Below are 20563 nucleotides of genomic sequence, written 5' to 3' on the forward strand. Positions count from 1 at the left end.
GGTGTGCTGGGTAAACGCTAAGCGAATTGTCAACTGCCCTTAAGAAGTTTCAAGTTTTGTTATACTCTGTCGCACTTTTTTTTGCAAAACATCCACCAAGGTGTACAGTGCTAGCTCGTCGCTGTCGGTAAATTTCGTAAAGTGCCATTCCGGCTGCTACAGAGGCATTCAGGCTAGGTGTATTGCCTCTCAGCGGAATCGAGACTAGGGTATCGCAACAGCGCTGCGTGAGCAGACTTAACCCTTCACCTTCTGAGCCAATCACCAGAGCGATCGGCCCCGTGAATTTAACGGTGTCCAAATCTTCACTGGCCGTTACCGCTGTACCGTAAACCCAAAAGCCAGCTTTCTTTAATTCTTCCAATGCCCGGCTTAAATTGACAACCCTTGCAACTGGAAAAGTTTCTAAAGCTCCTGCCGCAACTTTAACCACAGCTGATGTGATCCCCACGGCCCGCCGCTGCGGGATCACCATCCCTTGCGATCCCAGCGCTTCTGCGGTGCGGATAATTGCTCCTAAATTGTGAGGATCTGTAATACTATCGGCAACCACAATTACAGGTTGCTCAGATGTTGCCTTAGCCCGCTCGATCATTTCTTGCAGATCAGCATAGACGTAGGAGGTAACCTGAGCCGCGATCCCCTGATGGTTTGCCGCTTGAGTGAGCTGATCTAGCCGTCGGTGATCAACTTCATCAATGACCGTTCCGTTGGCTTTAGCCTGAAGCAAAAGAGAGTGAAAGCGGGAGTCGTAGCGCAACCTTGGAGTAATCCAGAGGCGATTGAGCTGTCGTTGGCTCTCCAGTGCGGCCAAAACTGGATGACGACCATAAATCAGATCGTTATCTGTATCAGGCACATCCGTCACACCAACCGAATTAGCAGTTTCAAACTGGGAATCGGCAATATTTGCCTGTTGCTCCTGTTGCTCCCGTCCTGGCTTTTCAGCAATGTGCGAACGATTCACAGGTTGGATCTGAATCACAGAGCGCTGTTTAATTTTTCTGCCACTGACAACTCTGCGTTCACCCCGACGCTCTGTATCTGGCTTGATAACTCTGCGCTCACGCCGACCTTCTGTATCTGACTTGGCAACTCTGCGCTCACGCCGACCTTCTGCATCGGGCTTGGCAACTCTACGTTCACCCCGACGCTCTGTATCTGGTTGAGAACGACTGGGTTTTAAATGAACGCGTTTGTCTTTTGACTTAGCTGCACCTTTTCGAGGAGAGCGATCTTGCGATGCGTTGCGATGTTTAGGAGCCATGGTACAAATTCCTCTGAATTGCTCAAAATTGTGCAAGGTATTCGACCTTGCCGTAAAAATGCTGATTTAGGGGACCTATAAAGGACCATCCACCTATCTACTTGGATGGTCTGACCGAAAGTCTTTACAAGAATTTAGATCGTTACTCTGATAGCTTTTCTAGATCTAATTTTGCGAATAGTTGGGCAAGCCGCTGGGGATCAGTGAGATATAGATAACCCATTAGAGTCTCCAGACTGGTAGCAGACTGATAAACCTCTAAAGCAACTCTTCGGGGACGGTTGGAGGCAGCATTACGGCCCCGCTTTGAGATTTCTAATTCAGCCGTCGTCAGGTAAGGTTCAAGCGATCGCAGATGGTTAGCTTGACTCTCCGCCCTAACTTGAGCCACCACTTGACTATGATAAGTCTGCAAGCGCTTGGGCGGCATGAGGTAGGACAACCGGACATGAAGTTCGTAAACCGCATCTCCAATATAAGCTAGGGCAGCAGGTGAAAGCTGCTTAACCTGGTCAGGGGTCAAGGCAGGCAAAGACGTTGAGCTAGACAAATGAGTCTGCTCCAGCAGCCGAGTAGCGAAGTAGTCTAAACCTGTTTCATCCTTCGGTGCCACGCAAGGGCTCCCTCACTGTTATAAACCTTTGTTTTTCTTTACCTTCCTTCACTTGCATAGTAGCCCCAAATGCGATTAAGGACGTATGCCATAGCAAAATGCGATCGCATCTACTTTCTGCGATCGCATAGACAGCTTAGAGTGCCAGAAGCCAATCTGGTCACATAATTCAACCGTTCTGTTGAATCTAAATCAAGCCGACTTGACGTTTTCTAGAGCGGCCTCAACGGATGGCTGGAGAGACAGGAACTGCTCAAGCCGAACGAGCTTGACCGTCTGCGTAACGCGAGGGTTAGTTACGACTTGCAAAGTTCCTCCAGCAGTTTGCGTTTTCTTGACAAGCTGCACGAGAGCACCCAGCCCAGAGCTATCGACAAAGTCTATTTGAGATAGATCTAGAATAAAATTCTTTGGACCTTCCTCTACAAACTTGTCGAACACCTTGCGAAACGTTGGCTCTGAGAAGGCATCTAAAAGTCCGGCAAGGCGAAAAAGCTGGCAATTTTCCCTGACTTCGCGGGTGCCTCTTAAACTTACGGTCAGGGTTAGTGATTCAGGAATAAAAACCTCCCATACCAGATACTGTCTAACAATAATATTGCTTAATTCGAGGCTTCAGTATAAGTCAGGATGAGGCCGTCTGCAACCCAAAAATTAATCCCCTTGAGCTAATTCATTCCAAAGGCTGGTCGTCTGCCGGAGACTCAAGTGATTTCCATCACCCAAAATCAAGTGATCGAGTACCGGAATTCCTAGAAGCTGCGCTCCTGCAAGAAGTTGACGAGTTAGAGAAATATCTTCTGGACTGGGTTCAACGTTCCCAGAGGGATGATTGTGGGCCACAATCACCCTCACCGCACCCTGACGAATCGCTTCCCGAAAAATGTCGCGAGGGTGAGCGAGAGTTTCTGTCGCCGTCCCGATTGTGATGACCCGAGTTCCCAGTAGCCGATGTTTGATGTCTAGTAGCAGTACCGCAAACCGCTCTTGAGATTGCCACATCAGGTCGTGGCTGAGGGTTGCTGCTGCCACAGCCGGATCATCAATCACGGTGCGTTCTGACGGGCGCACCTGCAAGACTCGTTTGCCAAGCTCGATCGCCGCCAAAATGGTGGTTGCTTTGGCTGGACCTACACCCGGAATTTGCATCAATTCTTGGGCATTTACGTCTCTTAAGACCGCAAGAGAATCTCGCTGATCTTCCCCCAACTTTTGCAAAATGTACTGCCCTAAACCTACGGCTGAGAGGCGACCAGGACCTTGCCCCGTGCCTAGCAAAATGGCAATTAACTCGGCTGTAGAGAGAATTTTAGCTCCTTGCGTGAGCAGTCGTTCGCGAGGTCGCTCGGTGGCGGGCAGGTCTGCCACTCTAAGACTGTAGGTCATGGATGCGCTTAGAATGATGATAAAAAGGCTAGTACAACGCTTGCATTGGCGTTGGGCAGTCAGTTCTGCCGCATTTCTATCTATCCCAAATGAATCTTTACGCACTACATTTTCTAGTGCATGTCCAGGCACAGTTGACTAGCTGACCGTGAAGAAGATGATAAACTGCTACTGCTCAGCTACTTTTCCAGGTAGGTGTACTTATCGGTGTACTCGACCAGGAGCGGCTGTACGATTTTTCTACTGCAACTAAAAATAGCCCAAGAATCTCTATTAGACCGATGTGAATAGCGGCTTTGTCGCTCTAGCAATTTGGGAATTTGATTTGCAAACCGTCTAAGGTGGAATAGGTGATTTTGGTTGTCGTAGGGAAAGCTATTGGGGATTAAGTTGTGCTGTTTGGTACGGCTTTATTTTGCTCCCCTGTGAGTAGTGGTTAATTTTGGTGGTTAAATTAAGCAATCTATGCCGGAGAATTCCTGGCTCGAAAACGACTCCTATAGCGAACTAGAGCCTATCAGCTCACTTTTAACTGACCTGACGGACTCAAAGCATGAGGCTTCTGCTACAAGCAATTCTTTACATCGAGGGTTGAAAGGTCGCAGGCGTAAGGCAGTTGTAGTCTTAACGCTCGTCTGGAGTGGTACTGTTGCACTTCACCTGGTTTCCTGGGGCTATTGGTTTGTCCTGGGCTTAACGACTCTAATGGGCATTCATGCTCTACGGATTTTGTTTGCCCGGCCGATCGCTATGCCTGAGCCGCTTGCAGAAACTGACCCTGAAGCTTGTCCTTATGTTTCGCTGTTGGTCGCGGCGAAAAATGAGGAAGCGGTCGTGGTGCCGTTGGTTAAAACGCTGTGCAATCTTGATTATCCGGACTGTCGCTATGACCTCTGGGTAATTGATGACAATAGCAGCGATCGCACTCCCATTTTGTTAGACCACTTGGCGGAGGAGTATCCCCAGCTTCGGGTGATTCATCGTTCTGCGAGCGCTGGGGGCGGTAAGTCTGGCGCATTAAACGAGGTTTATCCCATTACGAAAGGGGAGATCATCGCAGTATTTGATGCCGATGCTCAGGTACCGGGGGATTTGCTGCGGCGCGTTCTACCCATGTTTGAGCGCAAGAAGGTTGGAGCAGTGCAGGTCAGGAAGGCGATCGCCAATGCTTCGGCTAACTTTTGGACCCGTAATCAGGTTGCAGAAATGGCGCTGGATTCCTACCTTCAGCAGCAGCGATTAGCGATCGGCGGCATTGGAGAACTGCGCGGCAATGGCCAGTTTGTGCGACGAGAGGCACTCGATTGCTGCGGCGGCTGGAACGAAGAAACGATTACAGACGACCTGGATTTAACCTTCAAACTGCACCTGGATCAGTGGGATATTGATTTTCTGTCATTTCCACCCGTTGGGGAGGAAGGGGTAACCCGTCCGCTGGGGCTATGGCACCAGCGCAACCGCTGGGCAGAGGGCGGCTATCAGCGCTATTTGGACTATTGGCGGCTAATTTTATCGAACCGGATGGGGACTCGCAAAACTGTTGATTTATTCATGTTTTGGGTAACTCAATATGTCATGCCAACTGCCGCAGTGCCTGACTTTTTGATGGCGATCGCCCGCAATCGGGTGCCAATTTTTAGCCCTATCGCCAGCCTAACCATCGTGCTGTTTATTATCGGCATGGTCATAGGACTACGACGAACAGAACCTGATAGAAACGCCACCAAGGTGACAGTTCAATCGCTCTTTCTGCTGTTTTTCCAGACATTGCAGGGCACAGTCTACATGTTCCACTGGCTACCCATCGTTGCTAGCATGACCTTCCGTGTTTCGCTGCGGCGAAAACGTCTGAAGTGGGTAAAAACGATCCACCATGGCATCCATAACCTCGGCTAAACTTGCCTAAAAGCTAGTTAATTCCAATTCCAAGAAAACGAACTAGAGGAGGGAAGGTACCTTCCCTCCTCTAGTTCGTTTTTGCCGAAAAGGTATAATCCCCTCTCTGTGCATACTAAACAGGGCAAATTATTGTTCTGTTACCAAGCTAAGAAAGGTCAGTAAAACCTTATGGATTTTTCCTTTATTCTGTTTTTCATTGTGCTGGCGATTGTTGGCGTCGTACTTTCTATTTATTTTGAGCGCCAGAGAACTAAAAAACTAGAAGCGATCGCCGCAGACCTAAACCTGGAGTTTTACAAGAACGGTCATGGACAAGTTATGGGGCTCGTTCATGACTTTCAACTCTTCTCTAGAGGCCGCAACCGACGAGTTAGGAATTTAATTCAGGGACAAGTTGAAGAAGCATTCGTCGCTATTTTTGACTACCTTTACACGACCGGGAGCGGAAAAAACTCGCACACTCATTCCCAAACGGTTATTTTGCTACGTTCTGATCGCTTGCAGATGCCCAAATTCTCGCTGTACCCTGAAAATCTGTTTCACAAGATGGGCGATTTCTTGGGCTATCACGACATCGATTTTACGAGCTACCCGGAATTTTCCAGCCGTTATCTACTGCGCGGCGAGGACGAGGCATCGATTCGCAAAGCCTTTCATTCTGAAGCAATTGCTTTCTATGAAGATAGCAGAGGGCTTTGTACTGAGGCGAGTGACTCACGGTTAATCTTTTACCGCGCTAGTGCTAAAGTTCCACTCGAAGAAATGCACTCATTTCTCTCAGTTGGGATGAAAGTGTTGCGACTGTTTGCTAAATTTTAGTTGGGCTGACAGCCTGGAGTAGAGGAATGAATTTCGTTATGAAGTTGAGCGATCGCCTCTGCTAAAGCAAAATCTAACGCTGTTAGTCCACCCGCATCATGAGTTGTTAGAGTGACCGTAACTCGGTTGTAGGAAATTAGTAAGTCAGGATGGTGTTCTGCCGCTTCCGCAGGGTCTACCAAACGATTGACAAATGCGATCGCCTCCACAAAGCTACCAAGTTGGTAGGTGCAAACAAGCTGTTGATCACGAACTGTCCAATCTGGTAGCTGCTGTAGACGATCAGAAACTTCTGTCTCGCTCAAACGTACTAAAGGATTCAAGTTTTCAGCGTACGCTGAGCTAACCAGCAGCACCAGGCTAGAAACTGCAATTAAAAGGATGCGATTTGCCCATTGCCGCAGTAGCATCATATTTAACTTCCTGCGTGAATCGTTGTGCGGCTCCGCCGCGCAACGATTCACGCTTCCAAAACAGTATTCATGTAGGAAGTCTATTACGTTAGGACTGGACTGACTGAAGCTATTAGCAAAAGGATGTAATCCTTTATTTCAGACTGACGCAGTTTATGCTCCTGAATTAGCTTTCTGAACTGACTTCTTTGAGAGACAAGCATCTGAAAAGATCAGTTCACAGGAAAGCTCATCGGGTCTGAAATTCGTCTCAAGTCCGAGTTGATAGAATCCAAACTAGCAGGTTGCCAACCAGCACCTGCGGTTAGATAAAGCAAAAAAGTAATCAAGGCAGCTTGCAGTAGTTTTTTAATCACTGCATCTTCGTCCTATGCGTACCACTCTATAAAAGATACTTATTGAAGTGGTAGATTGAATCCTCCTTTCGTTGGATCGCTTCTATAGGAAAGAAATCAAACAAAATTGGAGCGATCGCCCATTCCAACAATCCTTAGATTAGACTCCCTGCATTTCTAAGACTAAGGAGATTTCTAGCAAACAAGATACCTGTAGGGGCAGATTTAGCATTAAAGCTGTCGGTCAATTGCAAAGATTTTGTCAAAACCTGCCCCTACCCAGGGGTAAATTTTTTCTCAGAAATCTCCTAAGATCTAGCTTGCTTAACCATTGCAATTAGAGTGTGGTGAGCATCTTCTGAATCTACAAGTTCATGGTCAAACACAACTCTGACTGGAAGAGTAGTGCCATTTACTTGGGCAGACAAATCCATGCCTTGAGCATCGATTTTGAGCATTTGTGCGGCTGTTGCTTGAGGAACATCGCCAAAAACTCTGGCATAAAGTGCCACTGCATCTGCATGGTCATCATTCATGTGCTTGCAAATGCGATCGCTAATTTCAGGAGAAAGGGCATCAGCCATACTTAAGCTTCCTACCAAATTTCAAGCTGTACAGTGCTTACTTTAAAGTTACTTCAATCTAAGCCAGTTTTAGGAACTGACGCTTTCCTCTTGGGAAACTTCAAATTTTGGTAGTCTCCAAATTGAATCTCAAAAGGATTGTTGACCTAAAGAGGCGGATTGGGATGTAAAAAGAAAACTGCCAGTCGAAACAGATTCAAGCCAATAAAGGCAATCAGCGCCACGCTGATAAAAATGTTGATTGCATTACGTAAAGTTTTCATTGCAAATCTTAATAAGTGCTATTGCAGGGTGTAGGGGCAGGGGCAGATTCCTTACCTCAAGTCCACTTCTCGTCCGTTACAGAAGTTTAACTTCAACTTATTGCAACAGTCCTACGGCATAACTTTGAAGTATCTTCACAGGATCTTAAATCTTACTTAATTGGCAAGACAAAAGGCAAAACCGTAAAATAAGATACAGACAGAAAATAAATTTCGTTCATCTCCCAAGTTCCCCGCCTCCAGGTAGGGTTCTAGTAGAGACGGAAGTAGGGAGTTTTGTCCCGAAGGAACGCGCCTCATTCCGAGATTACAGGATTATCCTTTGCAGGAGGCGATCGTCATTATGAAACTTTCTTATCGCGGTGTCCGTTATGACAGTGTTTCTACCCCTATAAACATAGTTGAAAGTGAAGGTACGGGGAACTACCGTGGAAGCAACTTTCACTTTACCTATCCCAGACACATTCCCGTTCGACAGCCTGTATTGGAACTAAAGTATCGGGGTGTTGCCTACCAGACGAATGCGACTGGTGGAGCTGAATCCATTTCGCCAGCGATTCGTGCAGCAAAGGCAGCAGTTCGCGATGTCTTTCGTCCCAGTGGGATGGATCAGGCTCGTTCTGCAATTCGGACGCGGCAGGCAATTTTGAGCGAAGTTGCAAACGTTCATCGCCAAAACATTGAGCGCAGTTTGCAGCACCGAATCGAAGTTGCAAGGGAAAGAGGCGACCAAAACTTGGTCAACGTGCTTGAGCGCGAAATGCAGCAAATATTTTAGAAGTCTTTTTCTCTAGAAGTCTTTTTCTACAGCTGCATTGGGTAGGACAAAAAAGGGAGGAGGGGTTAAGCCCTTCCTCCCTTTTTTGGAATAACTCAGGGAACTAGCGCGACGGTAGGAGTAACTTAAAAATCTACGCCCCGCTTTAAGTCAATTCCCTTCTCGGCGTAGTGTTTGTGACAGTAGACTTCGGAGTGAATGCTGGCAAGGTCAAAGTAAGCGGGCGGGTTCTTGCAGCGACCTGTAATGATCACTTCTGTGTCACGAGGTTTGCGTAGCAGCGCCTGAATAATTGGCTGTTGGGGCAGTAGTTCTAAATCGACAGTTGGGTTTAGCTCATCCAGAATAATAGTTTTGTAGAGTCCAGAGGCGATCGCCGCTCGCGCAATTTCCCAGCCCCGCTCTGCTTCTACATAATCAAGCTCCTGTTGCTGTCCGCGCCAGACGATCGCATCTCGACCACAGCGTTGGTGATCAACCAGGCTGGGATAACTCTGTTGGAGAGCGGCGATCGCCGCGTCTTCGGTGTAGCCCGTGCCGCCTTTAAGCCACTGCATAATCAGCACCCGGTGAGATTTATCCTGGCTGATGCCCCGTCCAATTGCCTGAAGTGCTTTACCCAAAGCGCTGGTAGACTTGCCTTTGCCTGCCCCCGTATAAATCTCGACCCCTTCAATCCCATGCTCTAGGGCAGACGGGTGGTGATGAGGCTTCATCTCAGAGTGCAGGTCGGCGACATCAAGCAAAGGCTGAGGCGCACCCCGCCCAGTGGCGATGATTTCCAGGTCTTCTGGTTTGCGCTTGAGGGTTTGCACGACTTCATCAATTGGTAGCAACCCCAGGTCTAGCACCGGATTGAGTTCGTCCAGCACAACAACTGAATAGAGACCAGAGGCGATCGCCCCTTTGGCTACATCCCAACCTCGCTGCGCTTCCATGCGGTCGAATCGGGTGATATCGTCTGCGCCAAAAAATTCTGCTCTACCCGTCCGTACCTGATCAATCAGGTGCGGAAAGCCGCGCTGAAGCGCCTCGATTGCCGCATCTTCGTCATAGGTACAGCCTGGACCTTTGAGAAATCGCAGCAGCAGTACGCGAGTTTGCCAGGATGTCCGAATGCCTAAGCCAATTGAGCGCAACACTACGCCTAGCGCTGCTTGAGATTTGCCCTTGCCTGCGCCGTCATAAACGTGAATTTGACCCGTCATGCGCTCAGAGCGTGTTTGAGCGGTACGGATACCGATGCCTGTCCTCGTCATAGCGCTGGTGTTGTGGCTCCGGTGAGGTGAATAGGTAAAGGAAATATAGACAACAAGTTGAGTTTCCGTCTGCTGAAATTATCGGCACTACAGATAGCGTCTTTAGAGCGATCGACTAAAGCTTGAATCCCATCTGTAGTGCTTCATGATTGACTCATTATGACGGTTAACCCGACAATGAGCAATTCCTGCATCACTTCTTGAACGCTAAACCTCTATTCTCGTTTGTCTTTAGGAATTCTCTAAGAAGGTTGCGAGAGACTTAACCCCTTATCTGAAGCGCGATTCTTACAACTTGTTGAGGTTTGCTATAGGATTTTAAAGACTTGGTCGAGTGGGGCTTCAATTTCTCGATTTTACTGATATCAATCTAGATAGAACGTGCCGTATCTGGGGCGGAGTGAGGGCTTAGATGTTTTCTGTGCTGCCGTTAAGAGCGATCGCATTTCAATGTTTGTTTCTGCTGCTGGCGATCGCCGTTGAAGCAGCAGTTCTACATGAAGGACTAAAGCTGCCATACCGCAAAAGCGTGGAGTATGCAGCCTCGATCAATTTACTCTCGACTGCAATTGGTTGGCTGATCTTCTTTAGCATCGAGCCATTGGTTCCAACGAATCTGAGGTTTCAACTGATTAACTGCATTTTTTTTGATCAGTGGTCAAGCGGTATTGCAGCCTGGATCATTTTTGCGGGGTTTGTCACCTTTTTTATCAGCTTTTTAGTCAAACTTTCGGGGTTAGATTTGCTCAAGCTCTTGCTGCAAGACAAAGAGGAAAAACGGTCAGAGCAAGAAATTCAAGCTGACAAGTCCAAGCGCTATCAGAATACAATCCGTGCCAGAAAAAATGCTCGTGAAGGTCCAAGTCGGGCCAACGCCGTTCTCATTGCCAATGCTTTAAGCTATACGGCTATCCTGCTTGTCCTCTTCATTCGGATTATCGTTCCTGCTGACATTCGCCTTTAACGTCACCCCTCTGGAGCCTCCCCTGTGCTGGAAGCAATCAAACGCTTTTTTGAGCAATTCTGGACGCAGTTCAAGCCGCCTCGCTCATTCTCCTGGCAAACTCTGATTTTTCTGAGTTTGTTTTCCTGGGGCATGTCGTTGTTGAACTCGGTTTTGACCGACACCGAGTTTGTGCAAGATTTTCTGGCAACGATGGGCTGGTTTTTTCTGACGCTGGGGGTGGGCTGGGCGTTAGCAGACTTCAAGATTGAGTTTTTGGGACTCAAAATTTATCCCGGGCCGTGGATTACAGGGGCATTGACCTGCACGTTTTTATTTGAAGGCTTGCGTGAAGAGTTTCCGGCATTGCCGTTTGTTAGCTGGCCGCTGATCTCGGCGGCGATCGCCGCTGTGCCTAGGTTTCTAAAGCGCGGACCCGGATTTAAAGTGCCTGATGCAAAGGGGCGACAAGAGCTAGTCATTTTGTTTCTAGTCAGCATTATCTTGAGCTGCTGGTTTAGCTTTCATTTTCTGTTGCAAGATTGGCTGGGAGACTATCCCAGTATTCTGGCAGATCGCTTTGACAGAAGTGCTTTTGTGATTAACACTGCTAGCCCAAGAGTCAGCGATTCTAGAGGCGTTCTGATTTTGAATCTGGCAGAGTCAATGGTTGTCGATGAGTTAGAAGGTCGCTCACTGGCAGAGACTGAACTTTGGCTATTTAATGTCCAATCGCGAGTTGCTGACATAGAAAGCCGGGTTTTAGACAGAATTTCTTCACTGGAAGAGAATGCTTTGTGGAACCTGGAAGGCTCAGTTTCTGGGAATGCTCCACGCTATACGCTGAATTTGCAAGCAATTTGGCAGGGCCCAAGTTCTCAAACAGGAGGTTATTTTTTGCAGAAGCCTTGCTCAATTACACAACAGCCTGTGCGAAATCCACCCGCAGCTTCTCCGCCTACTGTGAGTCAGATTGAATGTAATCCAATTAGTGATTTGATTCCGCTTAACCCTATTACAGCGTCGTCTCAAGGGAGTTAGAAGGAGAAAGTTGGTGAGTCTGGGTCGAATTCTGGTCGTCGCTATCAATGTGTTTCGTGAAGTGATTCGCGATCGCGTCCTCTATTTAATCGGTGTATTTGCACTGCTGTTTGTGGCAGCAGCGGTACTTTTGCCAGAGGTGGCAGCTGGTACGGAAGACAAAATTTTGCAAGATTTGGGCTTAGCGGCGATCGCCCTGCTCAGTCTAGTCATTGCTGTATTTGTCGGTACAGGGTTAGTGAACAAAGAGATTGAAAAGCGCACTGTCTTTGTTTTGATTGCTAAACCCGTCAGCCGAGTCGAGTTTATCATTGGCAAGCATTTAGGGCTGACGATGGTGCTGGCAGTGCTAGTGTCCACAATGACGCTGATTTACCTGGCAGTTTTAGGTTTTTATCAGGTGTCTTATCCGCTCAGCAGTACGCTTTTGGCGGCGGTTTACCTGCTATTGGAGCTGGCTCTGATTACCGCAGTGGCGATTTTGTTTGGCGTGTTTACCAGTTCTTTGTTGGCAACGCTGCTAACTTTTGCGGTGTATTTGATGGGTCACTTTAGCCGAGATCTGGTGGCACTTGGTAATTTGTCTGAAAATCCCAGTATTCAACGGGTGACGCAAGCGCTTTACCTGGTTTTACCTGACTTGTCTCGACTGGATTTAAAGAATCAAGCGGTTTATGGTGTTGCGGCTTTACCTGCGCCCGTGGAACTGCTGGGTCATGCTGCCTACGGTTTACTTTATACCGTGCTGCTTTTGGCGATCGCCAGTCTTTTATTTTCTCGTCGAGAGTTTTAGAAGTTTTAGAAAGCTTTAATTTTGCCCGTAAACAGCTTAATCAGAGGCAAATTTCTGTAAGCTTTTGATGAGCGAGTTTCACTGTTCAGGCTGAGGCTATGGTGATCGATTAGACTCGCAGCAGGGTGAATTGTGCCATGTCAACGTTGCACATCCCAGCCTGAGACTATGAACCAGCATTCAAACCTGTCTGCCCCTGAGCCGTCTGCACCTCATGGGCAAGCTCCTAGTACAGCACTTAATCCTAAAGACCAGTTTGAGACACAGCTGTGGCTAGAGCGTCACAGCAACCAGCTAACTCAGCAAATTAACAGTCAACTTTTACGCTTGTTGTCTCGCGATCGCCCCCTTCAATCGGGGCAAAAGGACATGATTGCGGCTGAGCTTTTTCACATTGTCGTGAATGAACTAAGAGCCGCTCTAGGAAATGGCGTTGTGGCGATCGCGCTGCCCTGGCATGATCCTGATTCGCGGTTTGACACCACTCCTTCCCCTTCAACAACCGTGTTTCAGGTTTGTCATGTTGCCCCGCTAGAGTCTCGTCGTTATAACCAACCGACAAACGCATCCTGGCTCCAAGGGCTACAGGCACGACTCGGACCAGGAGAAACATTATTTCTTCAAGATTTTCAGCAGGGGTCATCTGACTGGCAAACTGCCTGGAAGATTCAAACGAGTCGTGGTTTAGTGGGTTGGTTGATTGTCTCCCCTGCCACTCTGCCAGATACCACTCTGCTGCACCAAGCCTGGTTAGACCTAATCGAGCGAGTCGTCCAGCAATGTGCGATCGCCATCAGCCAAATTCAACTGCTGCAACTGGAATGCCCTCAGTGTCACAAACTAGAAAACCGAATTCGAGAACTAGAAAGGATCAATCAGCTTAAAAGCGAGTTTTTAGCCAGCACCAGCCATGAAATTCGTACACCGCTCAACTCCATGTTGGGGTTTGTGCAGTTGCTTCACCAAAACCACAGTTCTGACCTGACTGCCCATCAAGACTACTTAAATACCATTCTCAGCAGCGGTCAATATCTCTTGGCGCTAGTCAACGACATCCTTGACCTGTCAAAAGTCGAGGCAGATCGGCTTGATCTGCAAAGGGAAACGGTTCACGTTCCAGATCTGTGCCATAACCTGATGACCCTAATTGCAGAGAAAGCCCATGCAAAAGGGCTACAACTGCGGATAGATCTGGATTCCAGCGTTACAACTTTTGTGGCAGACCCACTGCGCCTGAAGCAAATGCTGTTGAATCTGCTGTCTAACGCGGTGAAATTTACCCCATCTGGAACCGTCGGCTTAAGAGTCAATCTGATTGGGGTGTTTCTGCATTTCACCGTTTGGGATACGGGTGCGGGCATAAGCAAAGAGCACCAGACAAAGCTGTTTCGACCCTATACCCATCCCAATGAAGTCGTAGGAACGCATGAAGGAACGGGTTTGGGGTTAGCAGTGAGCCAAAAGCTCGCACAACTTCATGGTGGGCGGATCGAAGTTCACTCTGAACTGAATCATGGTTCTCAATTCACATTAGTGTTGCCGCTGACTCCAGCGGTGGGCGATCGCCAATCACCTCCAGAAATCCCAACACCGGGAATTTCTCGACCAACCCTGCCCCCTATTCTCAATCCTCGACTGACCTCAAACCCCAGTGATACAGCCTATCGCCCGACTGCTCCCATCAGCCCTAGCAGCAGAACTCCTCCACCAACCTTGGGCAAGCCGATTTTAGTCGTGGAAGACAATGTGTCCAGTGCCAGACTCATTCTGACCTATCTAGCAAAGCTGGGCTACCAGGTGCTTTGGGCAAAAAATCCAGAAGAATTTTGGGTTTGCTTGAAAAATACGCTGCCTGCTCTGATCCTGATGGATGTCGGATTGCCTGATGTAGACGGACTTACGCTCATCAAGCAGCTTCGGGCTAACCCCAAGTATAAGTCGATTCCCGTTGTGGTACAGACTGCAATGGTGATGGCGGGCGATCGCGAGACCTGTCTGCAAGCCGGAGCCGCAGCGTACTTACCTAAACCTGTAGCGTTGGATGTGTTGGCGCGTCTAGTGGCAAACTACAGCAGTCCTAAAACCAAATCGTGAACAGGTACTTTGCAGAATAGTGCCTCCTATCTACCCAGCGAAATCCGTCAAACAACAAAATCCGTCACACTAGAACAGATGCATTCGTCTAGCTGTGGTGCAAAGCTCCAATCCATACAAATCCGAACACTCCAAACCTGAACAACCCAAAGAATACGATGTTGTGTTGGGCGGGCAAAATCCGCCTCCGGTTAGCGGTGCAGTTTTAGGCGGCTTGGTAGGAATCCAGCGGCGACTGTCCAGCAGTTTGACCGAGGAACGGATAGGAGCGATCGCCCAACTGTCTCAACACGGTCAGACAGGCTTAAATCTGCTCATCCAGGCACTTCAAGATCCGTCCATTCAGGTACAAAGAGCAGCCTATGCACTGCTGCGCCAACACCAAGAACCAGTCGTAAAAAACGCCTTACGCCATTACGATACTTATCCATTATTTGAATGCCTTTATCCACTCACAGGTCATGCAGGTGGCATTACTGCCGTTGCCCTCAGCCCTGATGGGCAAATCGCTATTAGCGGCAGTCGCGATGCAACCCTAAGAGTTTGGGATTTGCAGGCGAGGGAGGAAGTGATGCGGGTTATAGAGCCAAGTTTTGTGTATGCGATCGCCATCACTCCTGACAGCCGCATGTTCGTGATCAAAACTAGAGAACGGGTCTTCAAAGCTTGGGATATGCGAACTGGACAGCAAATCGATGCAGATGACCTACCCACTCGCAGCATTTCATCCGTCACCGTCAGCCCCAATCGCCACCGCACCACCCAACACCTGATCAGCGGCAGCCAAAACACGATCAAGATCTGGAATCTTAAAACGGGGCGAGAAGTCTGCATCCTCAGAGGACACACCAGCCTGGTGACAGCAGTGGCGATCGCCCCCAAGCGGCAAATTCTCCTGAGCGGCAGCGAAGATAGAACTCTGCGAGTCTGGGGAATAAGCTAAGAAAGAAGCAGGTAGAGTTTTTCTAAAAGATGTTTCCTTCCGCTTAGATCCCTAAACTTGGTAAGCGATCGCCCTATGACCAGCAGTTTCAATCAACCTCAAAACCATGATGCTGTCCTGGGCGGTCAGGGTGCAATTCCAGCAAGCAGTGTTGTCTTGGGTGGATTTGAAGGAGTGAAGCGACGATTAGCTAGCCCAGTGTCCGAGCATCGCCTGGAAGCTCTCCCGGAGTCCCTTAAGTATGGACAAAAGGGACTGTTTTTAGTAGTTCGAGCGTTGAATGATCCTTCTATTGAGGTTCAGCAGGAAGCCTATCATCTGTTGCAGGACAGACCAGAGCCACGAGTGCAGCAGGCAGTGCAGCAGTTTTATCAGCGATCGCACTACACTCGGCTAGAGAGTGTCCTAGCTCAAGGACAATGGCAGGAAGCAGACCAGGAGACGAAACTTGCCTTATTCAAGGCTTGTGGGCTGACGCTGACCGAGCAGTTTCCCAGCTACCGGATTGATGACATTCCCTGTGAAGACCTAAAAATTATCGATCGGCTTTGGCGCAAACACAGTGGCGATCGCTTTGGCTTCAGCGTTCAGGCATCGATCTGGCAACCGCTACAAAACCTGCTGTGGGACAAAACTGAGGTCTGGAGCAGATTTGGGGGTCGGGTCGGTTGGCGCACCACCAGCTTTTTAGTAGACCGCCGCTGGAAGCGCTACGACGAAATTACTTTTTCGCTCAGTGCCCCAGTCGGACATTTGCCGTTCCTGGGAGACAAGTTTGGTATTTTTACGATGGAAGCGATCGCTAATCGCCTGAGCGTCTGCCAAATTGATTGAAGTAGGGCGATCGCCCAAAACCGTACTAGCACAGTAATGCAGTAGAGAATTTAAGCGATCGCCTACTGCTCTGACCAATCAAACCAATTTGAAAGTGTGTTTGTTCTAAAGGAACCATATAGACTAGTAGGAAATTAATCTGTTCGGGTCTAGAATCAGCAGTTTTACATGTTTGTGTCTGAGAGTCCTTGCTTGAGCTTGGCGATCGCCCGCCTAAAGGCTGCTGAGCCTGAGCATTATGCGATTTGGGTTTTACAAGCGCCTTTTCCAGGAGGGTATGTTCATCACGACTGCATGTGGTCTGGCGAACTCACCCAAACCTGGCAGGCTTGGCAAGGATTGTTTTCGCTACGTGGGCTACCCGATGTCCCTCGAATTTCTCCGGCTCAGCTGCCCCAGTCTGCTCCGTCATTGACTCCCATGATGGCAATGCCATCTTCCTCCACACAAGGAACCAGCTACAGCAGCCGTTTAATGCAACATTTAGGGATTAGCCTATGGCGCTGGCTGTTTGACGGTCCGATTCAAAGTAGCCTCGACCAGAGCCAAGGAATTGCTATCGGACAGGGAAATCCCTTGCGACTGCGACTGGAGATTCGTGACCCCGACCTGATCGAGCTTCCCTGGGAAATTATGCAGCCGCAGCCCGGAAAGCAGGCCATCTCTCTCAGCCAGCAGATCTTATTTAGCCGCACCACCAGCGACGTAGACCCGCTTCCTTCCCTGCGTCCGGAGCAAGCACTCAAGATTTTGCTGGTTTTAGGGCAGGATGCAGATCCATCTGCCTCAGGCAATTCGGCCCGTTCAGGCTCACTGGGACAGCCAGCCCTAAAACTGCAGCAAGAAGCAGAGGCGCTGTCAAAAATCCTAGAGTCATCGGGAGAGGTAGACGCAAGTGATGGGTTTACCATGCCTGTGCCCTGCGAGGTGACTACACTCTTACAGCCCACCGCAGCGGCTCTGATTGATCATTTGGAAACAGAAACCTACAACGTCTTGTTTTACTCTGGACACGGGATACCTGCTCCAGATGGAGGTTTATTGTTTTTGCGCTCTGATGCCACCCTAAATGGAACAGAACTGGCTCAAGTGTTAACTCGCTGCCACGTCAAGCTGGCGGTGTTTAATGCCTGTTGGGGGGCACAGCCCGACCAGCAGAGTCAGCAGGCGATTCCTCGCAGCAGCCTGGCGGAGGTGCTGATTCATCATGGCGTTCCGGCGGTGCTGGCCATGCGTGACTCGATCGCCGATCGGGAAGCACTCAGCTTTATTCAGGCATTTGCCCGATCGCTAGCTGAACGAGCACCGATTGACGAGGCTATGGCGATTGCTCGACAGCACCTGCTGACCCTTTACAAATTCAACCAGCCCGCCTGGACGTTGCCCGTCCTCTACATGCATCCAGAGTTTAACGGCGAGTTAATCAAGCCATTAGCCGAAAACGTCACCGAAATCCCCGACCATTCCCCTAGTTGGATTGGACGGCAGACACCCGAAGCATCTTTGCGCTCATTAGCAGCTCCCAGCCGAGTTTGGCGCATTCACGGTGGCAGAATGCGAATTGGCAGTCAGGATGGCAACGATCTGGTGCTGCGAGGTGAACCTGGAGTTTCCCGTAAGCATGCTGAGATTTTCTACCGAGATGCTTTCCTGGAGGGCACTGCAGAGCCAACCTACTTCCTCCGAGATTTTTCTCGCTTTGGCACGCTGGTGCTGGATGCCAACGGCTGGCACAAGATTCACCATCAGGAAGTTCCTTTGAAATCAAAGACTCAGCTCAAGTTTGGCAGTTCTCAAAGTCAAGCTTTAGAGTTTTCGATCGAAGATCCTTTTGCCGCCCGATAAATCTCAGCCAATTGGCTGAGATTTTAGCCAATTACGGAACAGTCCCACTCCCCCTTGTAGATATCGGTGTTCAGATCTGGTTAGCTATTGCATTCAGGAGCAACTCATGGCAAACGATCAGGCTCGTCCCCACTCCTCATCTTTTCATGCCCAAGCAGAGCGAGAGCTACTGCAGCTCATTTTGCAGTCAGAAGCTTCCTACCCCTGGAATCCAGCCGAGCCAAGTGCAGAAGCTTACTTTGCTGAGCTTGAGCAGGAAGTGGAGGCAAGTTGGTCGGCTGTCGAACTGGCAGCTCAAGGGCAAGCACTGTCCAACACGCTAGAGCAGCTTTGGGCAACTGTTTTACCGACCACAATTCAGAAAACGGCTGCTGAGTCACTCAGTGCAGACCTGTTTGGACAGTTTTCGGCTCAGGTGCCTAAAGCTTTGTTAGATAAAATTATTGGTCGCGCAAACCAGATTATTGCAACCAATCTTTCCCTGGCTGATCAGTTGGTGCAGTGCGTGCAAGAGCTTCTACCTGACTGGGGCGAAGATGATCTCCAGGTGCTTGCCCGCCCATTTGCTTATGCGATGCGAGGTGCAGAAACAGAAATGTTAGAAGCTGCTCTACGCTCAGTTCGTTGTGCAGCCTGGACAGAGCTATCAGGAATTGAGCAAGCCCGCCTAAGTCTAGCCATTGCTCGCTATGCGATCGCCCAGCTTCCTAGCCCCTCTATACAAGAGTAGCTACACAAAAAATTATCAAAACTCCGTTCCAAACTCATGATTCTTTGCCAAGACGAAAGAATCATGCCTGTACAGGATTGCTTAATCCCCCATCTCCCACTCCGGGATCTGCCTTGTACACTGATTTTCTGATCGCTCTTAGAACACCGCATTTCGCCCCTCAAATCTCCCGTTTTGGAGGACTTTGAGCAGTAACGACAAGTCCCTAGGATAGGGCGTTTGAGGGGGATAGAAGTTGGTGTGTATGCTGCAAATTAAGGAAGTCGTGAGAAGCGAGTCGCAAAGTTTTGCGATCGCGTCGGAGACAAAGTTCTAGCTTTCAAGATTGCCGCAGCCAAAAACGCGTAGGACATTACCCCTACCAGCGTCAAGATCAGCAAATTCAACACTCCTGTTGCATTCCACAATGCGTGAAGGGCAGAGGCAGTGAGATAGCCGACACCCAAAATTTGCCAGCGCTTTGAAGGCTTGAGAATACTTAGCCCAATAAAATAGCCAAAGTAGCCGCTGTAAGCCATGTGCCCTGCAACAGAACCAAGAATGCGAGGAATCAATAGCTGAATCGCGTACACTTCAGCCAGACCGTCTCCAAACTGAATTGACACCTGATTCACAATTCCCGGAACGTATTGACCCAAGGTCTCCAAGATTGTGAAACCTGCTGCTGAGGCTGCTCCCAGCAGAATGCCGTCCAGAGGCTCCCAAACACCAATGCGTTCTCGTTGGGGCGATCGCAGTCGATTTCCCCAGGCATAGGCCACGAATATTGGAATCGCCTTCAGCAACTCCTCCATCAAGCCAGCTCCAAAGAACATCCTGATTAGCAGGACTGGAAAGCTAATTGACTCAATGTCCTCCGGCACATTACCTGGAAGCACACCGCGAAACACAAAAATAAAAACATTCAACACCGGGCTAAGCAACAGCAGCATCGTCAGAATAGCCGACCCTACTAGCAGCCACCAAGGTTTGTGTTTGCCGCAAAGCTGGTAGATAAAGTAGTACGCACCACCTGCTAACAGCAGCGCCAGCAGCAGATTAAACAGAATCGTGTTGCCAATCGAGGCAAACATCAACACCACGGCGCAAACGATAATGCTGCCCGGTATCAGGTATGCTTTGCGAGTCAAATCTCGCCCCGTTGAAACAATCGGAAAAAGCTGACTCAATGTAACGCCATCAGCCGCCGGGGTCGCATTCAGACCCGCCTGTGTATCAGGGCGAGCTGTGGCTGAATAGGCTCCCGGAAAGACAACTGGTTGAGGAATTGGGGGAAAGTCTGCGGTAGGGCTTCCTTCTATTACCTGATACTCGAAAATAAACTGAGCCCCATTTTGACCCAGCACGATGCGATCGCCCTCTCGCAAGGTACGACATCCCTGTAATCTTTGCCCATTTAAGTAAGTGCCATTAGCGCTACCCAGATCGCAAAGCTGCCAGCTTAGCGGTTGCCCAGATACCTGAGCTGGAGCAAGGTGAACCTTGGCATGTTGACGGGAAACACTGCCATAAGACAAAGAGTCCAGAACAATCTGACAACGCGGATCGCGCCCAATTAGAACTTCTGAAGTAGGAGAGAGAAAATGTAAAAGGGAATTGGCTTCGGGTTGACTGGTGGAAACCTGTCGAAGAACTGCCTTTCGAGAAGATTGTCCCGTCATCAGTGAAGATGTTGCGCTAGGGAGGACGTAGGAGTCAAATATCCTGCCTTAACTATAAGCTCA

The 20563-nt window shown here is 49.1% G+C and carries 19 protein-coding genes and 1 riboswitch; of the genes, 11 read left to right on the forward strand and 8 right to left on the reverse strand.

What is annotated here, in order from left to right; translation table 11 throughout:
• Nucleotides 1–49 precede the first annotated feature (49 nt).
• From rlmB to radC, 4 genes are all read right to left on the reverse strand, one after another.
• The gene (gene rlmB, locus H6G00_RS05470) at nucleotides 50–1267 is read right to left on the reverse strand and encodes a 23S rRNA (guanosine(2251)-2'-O)-methyltransferase RlmB (RefSeq protein ID WP_190795951.1); all 1218 of its coding nucleotides are present in this window, start codon (nucleotides 1265–1267) and stop codon (nucleotides 50–52) included.
• A 142-nt stretch (nucleotides 1268–1409) separates the two neighbouring features.
• The gene (locus H6G00_RS05475) at nucleotides 1410–1835 is read right to left on the reverse strand and encodes a ribonuclease III domain-containing protein (protein ID WP_242042151.1); all 426 of its coding nucleotides are present in this window, start codon (nucleotides 1833–1835) and stop codon (nucleotides 1410–1412) included.
• Between the two features lie 237 nt (nucleotides 1836–2072).
• A complete protein-coding gene (locus H6G00_RS05480; RefSeq protein ID WP_190643515.1) occupies nucleotides 2073–2441 on the reverse strand; it encodes an anti-sigma factor antagonist in 369 nt (122 codons plus the stop codon).
• Nucleotides 2442–2534: 93 nt separating this feature from the next.
• Complete coding sequence (gene radC / locus H6G00_RS05485; RefSeq protein ID WP_190643474.1) at nucleotides 2535–3266, reverse strand: DNA repair protein RadC; 732 nt, start codon at nucleotides 3264–3266, stop codon at nucleotides 2535–2537.
• Between the two features lie 465 nt (nucleotides 3267–3731).
• Between radC and H6G00_RS05490 the strand changes: the two genes are divergently transcribed.
• Together H6G00_RS05490 and H6G00_RS05495 are read left to right on the forward strand one after the other, a co-directional pair.
• Nucleotides 3732–5162, forward strand: coding sequence for a glycosyltransferase family 2 protein (locus H6G00_RS05490; protein ID WP_190795953.1), 1431 nt, complete (start codon nucleotides 3732–3734; stop codon nucleotides 5160–5162).
• A gap of 171 nt (nucleotides 5163–5333) precedes the next feature.
• Nucleotides 5334–5984: a hypothetical protein gene (locus H6G00_RS05495; RefSeq protein ID WP_190795954.1), complete on the forward strand. Its 651-nt coding sequence runs from the start codon at nucleotides 5334–5336 to the stop codon at nucleotides 5982–5984.
• Here the strand turns inward: H6G00_RS05495 and H6G00_RS05500 are convergent.
• Together H6G00_RS05500 and H6G00_RS05505 are read right to left on the reverse strand one after the other, a co-directional pair.
• Nucleotides 5981–6397 (reverse strand): 4a-hydroxytetrahydrobiopterin dehydratase, encoded by a 417-nt coding sequence (locus tag H6G00_RS05500; RefSeq protein WP_242042144.1) that lies wholly within the window; start codon nucleotides 6395–6397, stop codon nucleotides 5981–5983. The two genes, H6G00_RS05495 and H6G00_RS05500, sit on opposite strands and share 4 nt — an antisense overlap.
• A 643-nt stretch (nucleotides 6398–7040) precedes the next feature.
• A complete protein-coding gene (locus H6G00_RS05505; protein ID WP_190643477.1) occupies nucleotides 7041–7316 on the reverse strand; it encodes a DUF2470 domain-containing protein in 276 nt (91 codons plus the stop codon).
• A 475-nt stretch (nucleotides 7317–7791) separates the two neighbouring features.
• Nucleotides 7792–7875, forward strand: a riboswitch (Glutamine riboswitch).
• Between the two features lie 47 nt (nucleotides 7876–7922).
• On the opposite strand from H6G00_RS05505, the gene H6G00_RS35230 reads away from it, so the two are divergent.
• The gene (locus H6G00_RS35230; protein WP_190795955.1) at nucleotides 7923–8357 is read left to right on the forward strand and encodes a DUF4278 domain-containing protein; all 435 of its coding nucleotides are present in this window, start codon (nucleotides 7923–7925) and stop codon (nucleotides 8355–8357) included.
• Nucleotides 8358–8482: 125 nt separating this feature from the next.
• Here the strand turns inward: H6G00_RS35230 and H6G00_RS05515 are convergent, their stop codons facing one another.
• Nucleotides 8483–9616: a cob(I)yrinic acid a,c-diamide adenosyltransferase gene (locus H6G00_RS05515; RefSeq protein ID WP_190690344.1), complete on the reverse strand. Its 1134-nt coding sequence runs from the start codon at nucleotides 9614–9616 to the stop codon at nucleotides 8483–8485.
• A gap of 412 nt (nucleotides 9617–10028) precedes the next feature.
• Between H6G00_RS05515 and fraC the strand changes: the two genes are divergently transcribed.
• The 8 genes from fraC (at nucleotide 10029) to H6G00_RS05555 (ending at nucleotide 18839) form a co-directional block, all read left to right on the forward strand.
• Nucleotides 10029–10580, forward strand: coding sequence for a filament integrity protein FraC (gene fraC / locus H6G00_RS05520; protein WP_190795956.1), 552 nt, complete (start codon nucleotides 10029–10031; stop codon nucleotides 10578–10580).
• A gap of 24 nt (nucleotides 10581–10604) precedes the next feature.
• Nucleotides 10605–11600, forward strand: a complete 996-nt coding sequence (locus tag H6G00_RS05525; RefSeq protein ID WP_190795957.1) for a DUF5357 family protein — start codon at nucleotides 10605–10607, stop codon at nucleotides 11598–11600.
• Nucleotides 11601–11613: 13 nt separating this feature from the next.
• Nucleotides 11614–12393 carry an ABC transporter permease subunit gene (locus H6G00_RS05530; RefSeq protein ID WP_190795958.1) on the forward strand — a complete coding sequence of 260 codons (780 nt, stop codon included), beginning with the start codon at nucleotides 11614–11616 and terminating at the stop codon, nucleotides 12391–12393.
• Between the two features lie 168 nt (nucleotides 12394–12561).
• Nucleotides 12562–14487 carry an ATP-binding protein gene (locus tag H6G00_RS05535; RefSeq protein ID WP_190795959.1) on the forward strand — a complete coding sequence of 642 codons (1926 nt, stop codon included), beginning with the start codon at nucleotides 12562–12564 and terminating at the stop codon, nucleotides 14485–14487.
• A 94-nt stretch (nucleotides 14488–14581) separates the two neighbouring features.
• On the forward strand, nucleotides 14582–15430 hold the full coding sequence (locus H6G00_RS05540; protein WP_190795960.1) for a hypothetical protein: 849 nt from the start codon (nucleotides 14582–14584) through the stop codon (nucleotides 15428–15430).
• A 75-nt stretch (nucleotides 15431–15505) separates the two neighbouring features.
• Nucleotides 15506–16264 (forward strand): GUN4 domain-containing protein, encoded by a 759-nt coding sequence (locus tag H6G00_RS05545; protein WP_190795961.1) that lies wholly within the window; start codon nucleotides 15506–15508, stop codon nucleotides 16262–16264.
• A 168-nt stretch (nucleotides 16265–16432) separates the two neighbouring features.
• Complete coding sequence (locus H6G00_RS05550; protein WP_190795962.1) at nucleotides 16433–18109, forward strand: CHAT domain-containing protein; 1677 nt, start codon at nucleotides 16433–16435, stop codon at nucleotides 18107–18109.
• Between the two features lie 106 nt (nucleotides 18110–18215).
• A complete protein-coding gene (locus tag H6G00_RS05555) occupies nucleotides 18216–18839 on the forward strand; it encodes a hypothetical protein (protein WP_190795963.1) in 624 nt (207 codons plus the stop codon).
• A 254-nt stretch (nucleotides 18840–19093) separates the two neighbouring features.
• Here the strand turns inward: H6G00_RS05555 and H6G00_RS05560 are convergent, their stop codons facing one another.
• Nucleotides 19094–20500, reverse strand: coding sequence for a PrsW family glutamic-type intramembrane protease (locus H6G00_RS05560; protein ID WP_190643489.1), 1407 nt, complete (start codon nucleotides 20498–20500; stop codon nucleotides 19094–19096).
• Nucleotides 20501–20563: the final 63 nt, after the last annotated feature.

Origin of the sequence: Leptolyngbya sp. FACHB-541, assembly GCF_014695875.1 — a bacterium.
Taxonomy (GTDB): Bacteria; Cyanobacteriota; Cyanobacteriia; order Elainellales; family Elainellaceae; genus JAAUTN01.

Coding starts and splice junctions, on each gene's coding strand:
- H6G00_RS05500 (WP_242042144.1), bottom strand. CDS start 6,397: ATGATGCTACTGCGGCAATGGGCAAATCGCATCCTTTTAATTGCAGTT.
- H6G00_RS05555 (WP_190795963.1), top strand. CDS start 18,216: ATGGCAAACGATCAGGCTCGTCCCCACTCCTCATCTTTTCATGCCCAA.
- fraC (WP_190795956.1), top strand. CDS start 10,029: ATGTTTTCTGTGCTGCCGTTAAGAGCGATCGCATTTCAATGTTTGTTT.
- H6G00_RS05535 (WP_190795959.1), top strand. CDS start 12,562: ATGAACCAGCATTCAAACCTGTCTGCCCCTGAGCCGTCTGCACCTCAT.
- H6G00_RS35230 (WP_190795955.1), top strand. CDS start 7,923: ATGAAACTTTCTTATCGCGGTGTCCGTTATGACAGTGTTTCTACCCCT.
- rlmB (WP_190795951.1), bottom strand. CDS start 1,267: ATGGCTCCTAAACATCGCAACGCATCGCAAGATCGCTCTCCTCGAAAA.
- H6G00_RS05545 (WP_190795961.1), top strand. CDS start 15,506: ATGACCAGCAGTTTCAATCAACCTCAAAACCATGATGCTGTCCTGGGC.
- radC (WP_190643474.1), bottom strand. CDS start 3,266: ATGACCTACAGTCTTAGAGTGGCAGACCTGCCCGCCACCGAGCGACCT.
- H6G00_RS05505 (WP_190643477.1), bottom strand. CDS start 7,316: ATGGCTGATGCCCTTTCTCCTGAAATTAGCGATCGCATTTGCAAGCAC.
- H6G00_RS05550 (WP_190795962.1), top strand. CDS start 16,433: ATGTTTGTGTCTGAGAGTCCTTGCTTGAGCTTGGCGATCGCCCGCCTA.
- H6G00_RS05515 (WP_190690344.1), bottom strand. CDS start 9,616: ATGACGAGGACAGGCATCGGTATCCGTACCGCTCAAACACGCTCTGAG.
- H6G00_RS05495 (WP_190795954.1), top strand. CDS start 5,334: ATGGATTTTTCCTTTATTCTGTTTTTCATTGTGCTGGCGATTGTTGGC.
- H6G00_RS05490 (WP_190795953.1), top strand. CDS start 3,732: ATGCCGGAGAATTCCTGGCTCGAAAACGACTCCTATAGCGAACTAGAG.
- H6G00_RS05560 (WP_190643489.1), bottom strand. CDS start 20,500: ATGACGGGACAATCTTCTCGAAAGGCAGTTCTTCGACAGGTTTCCACC.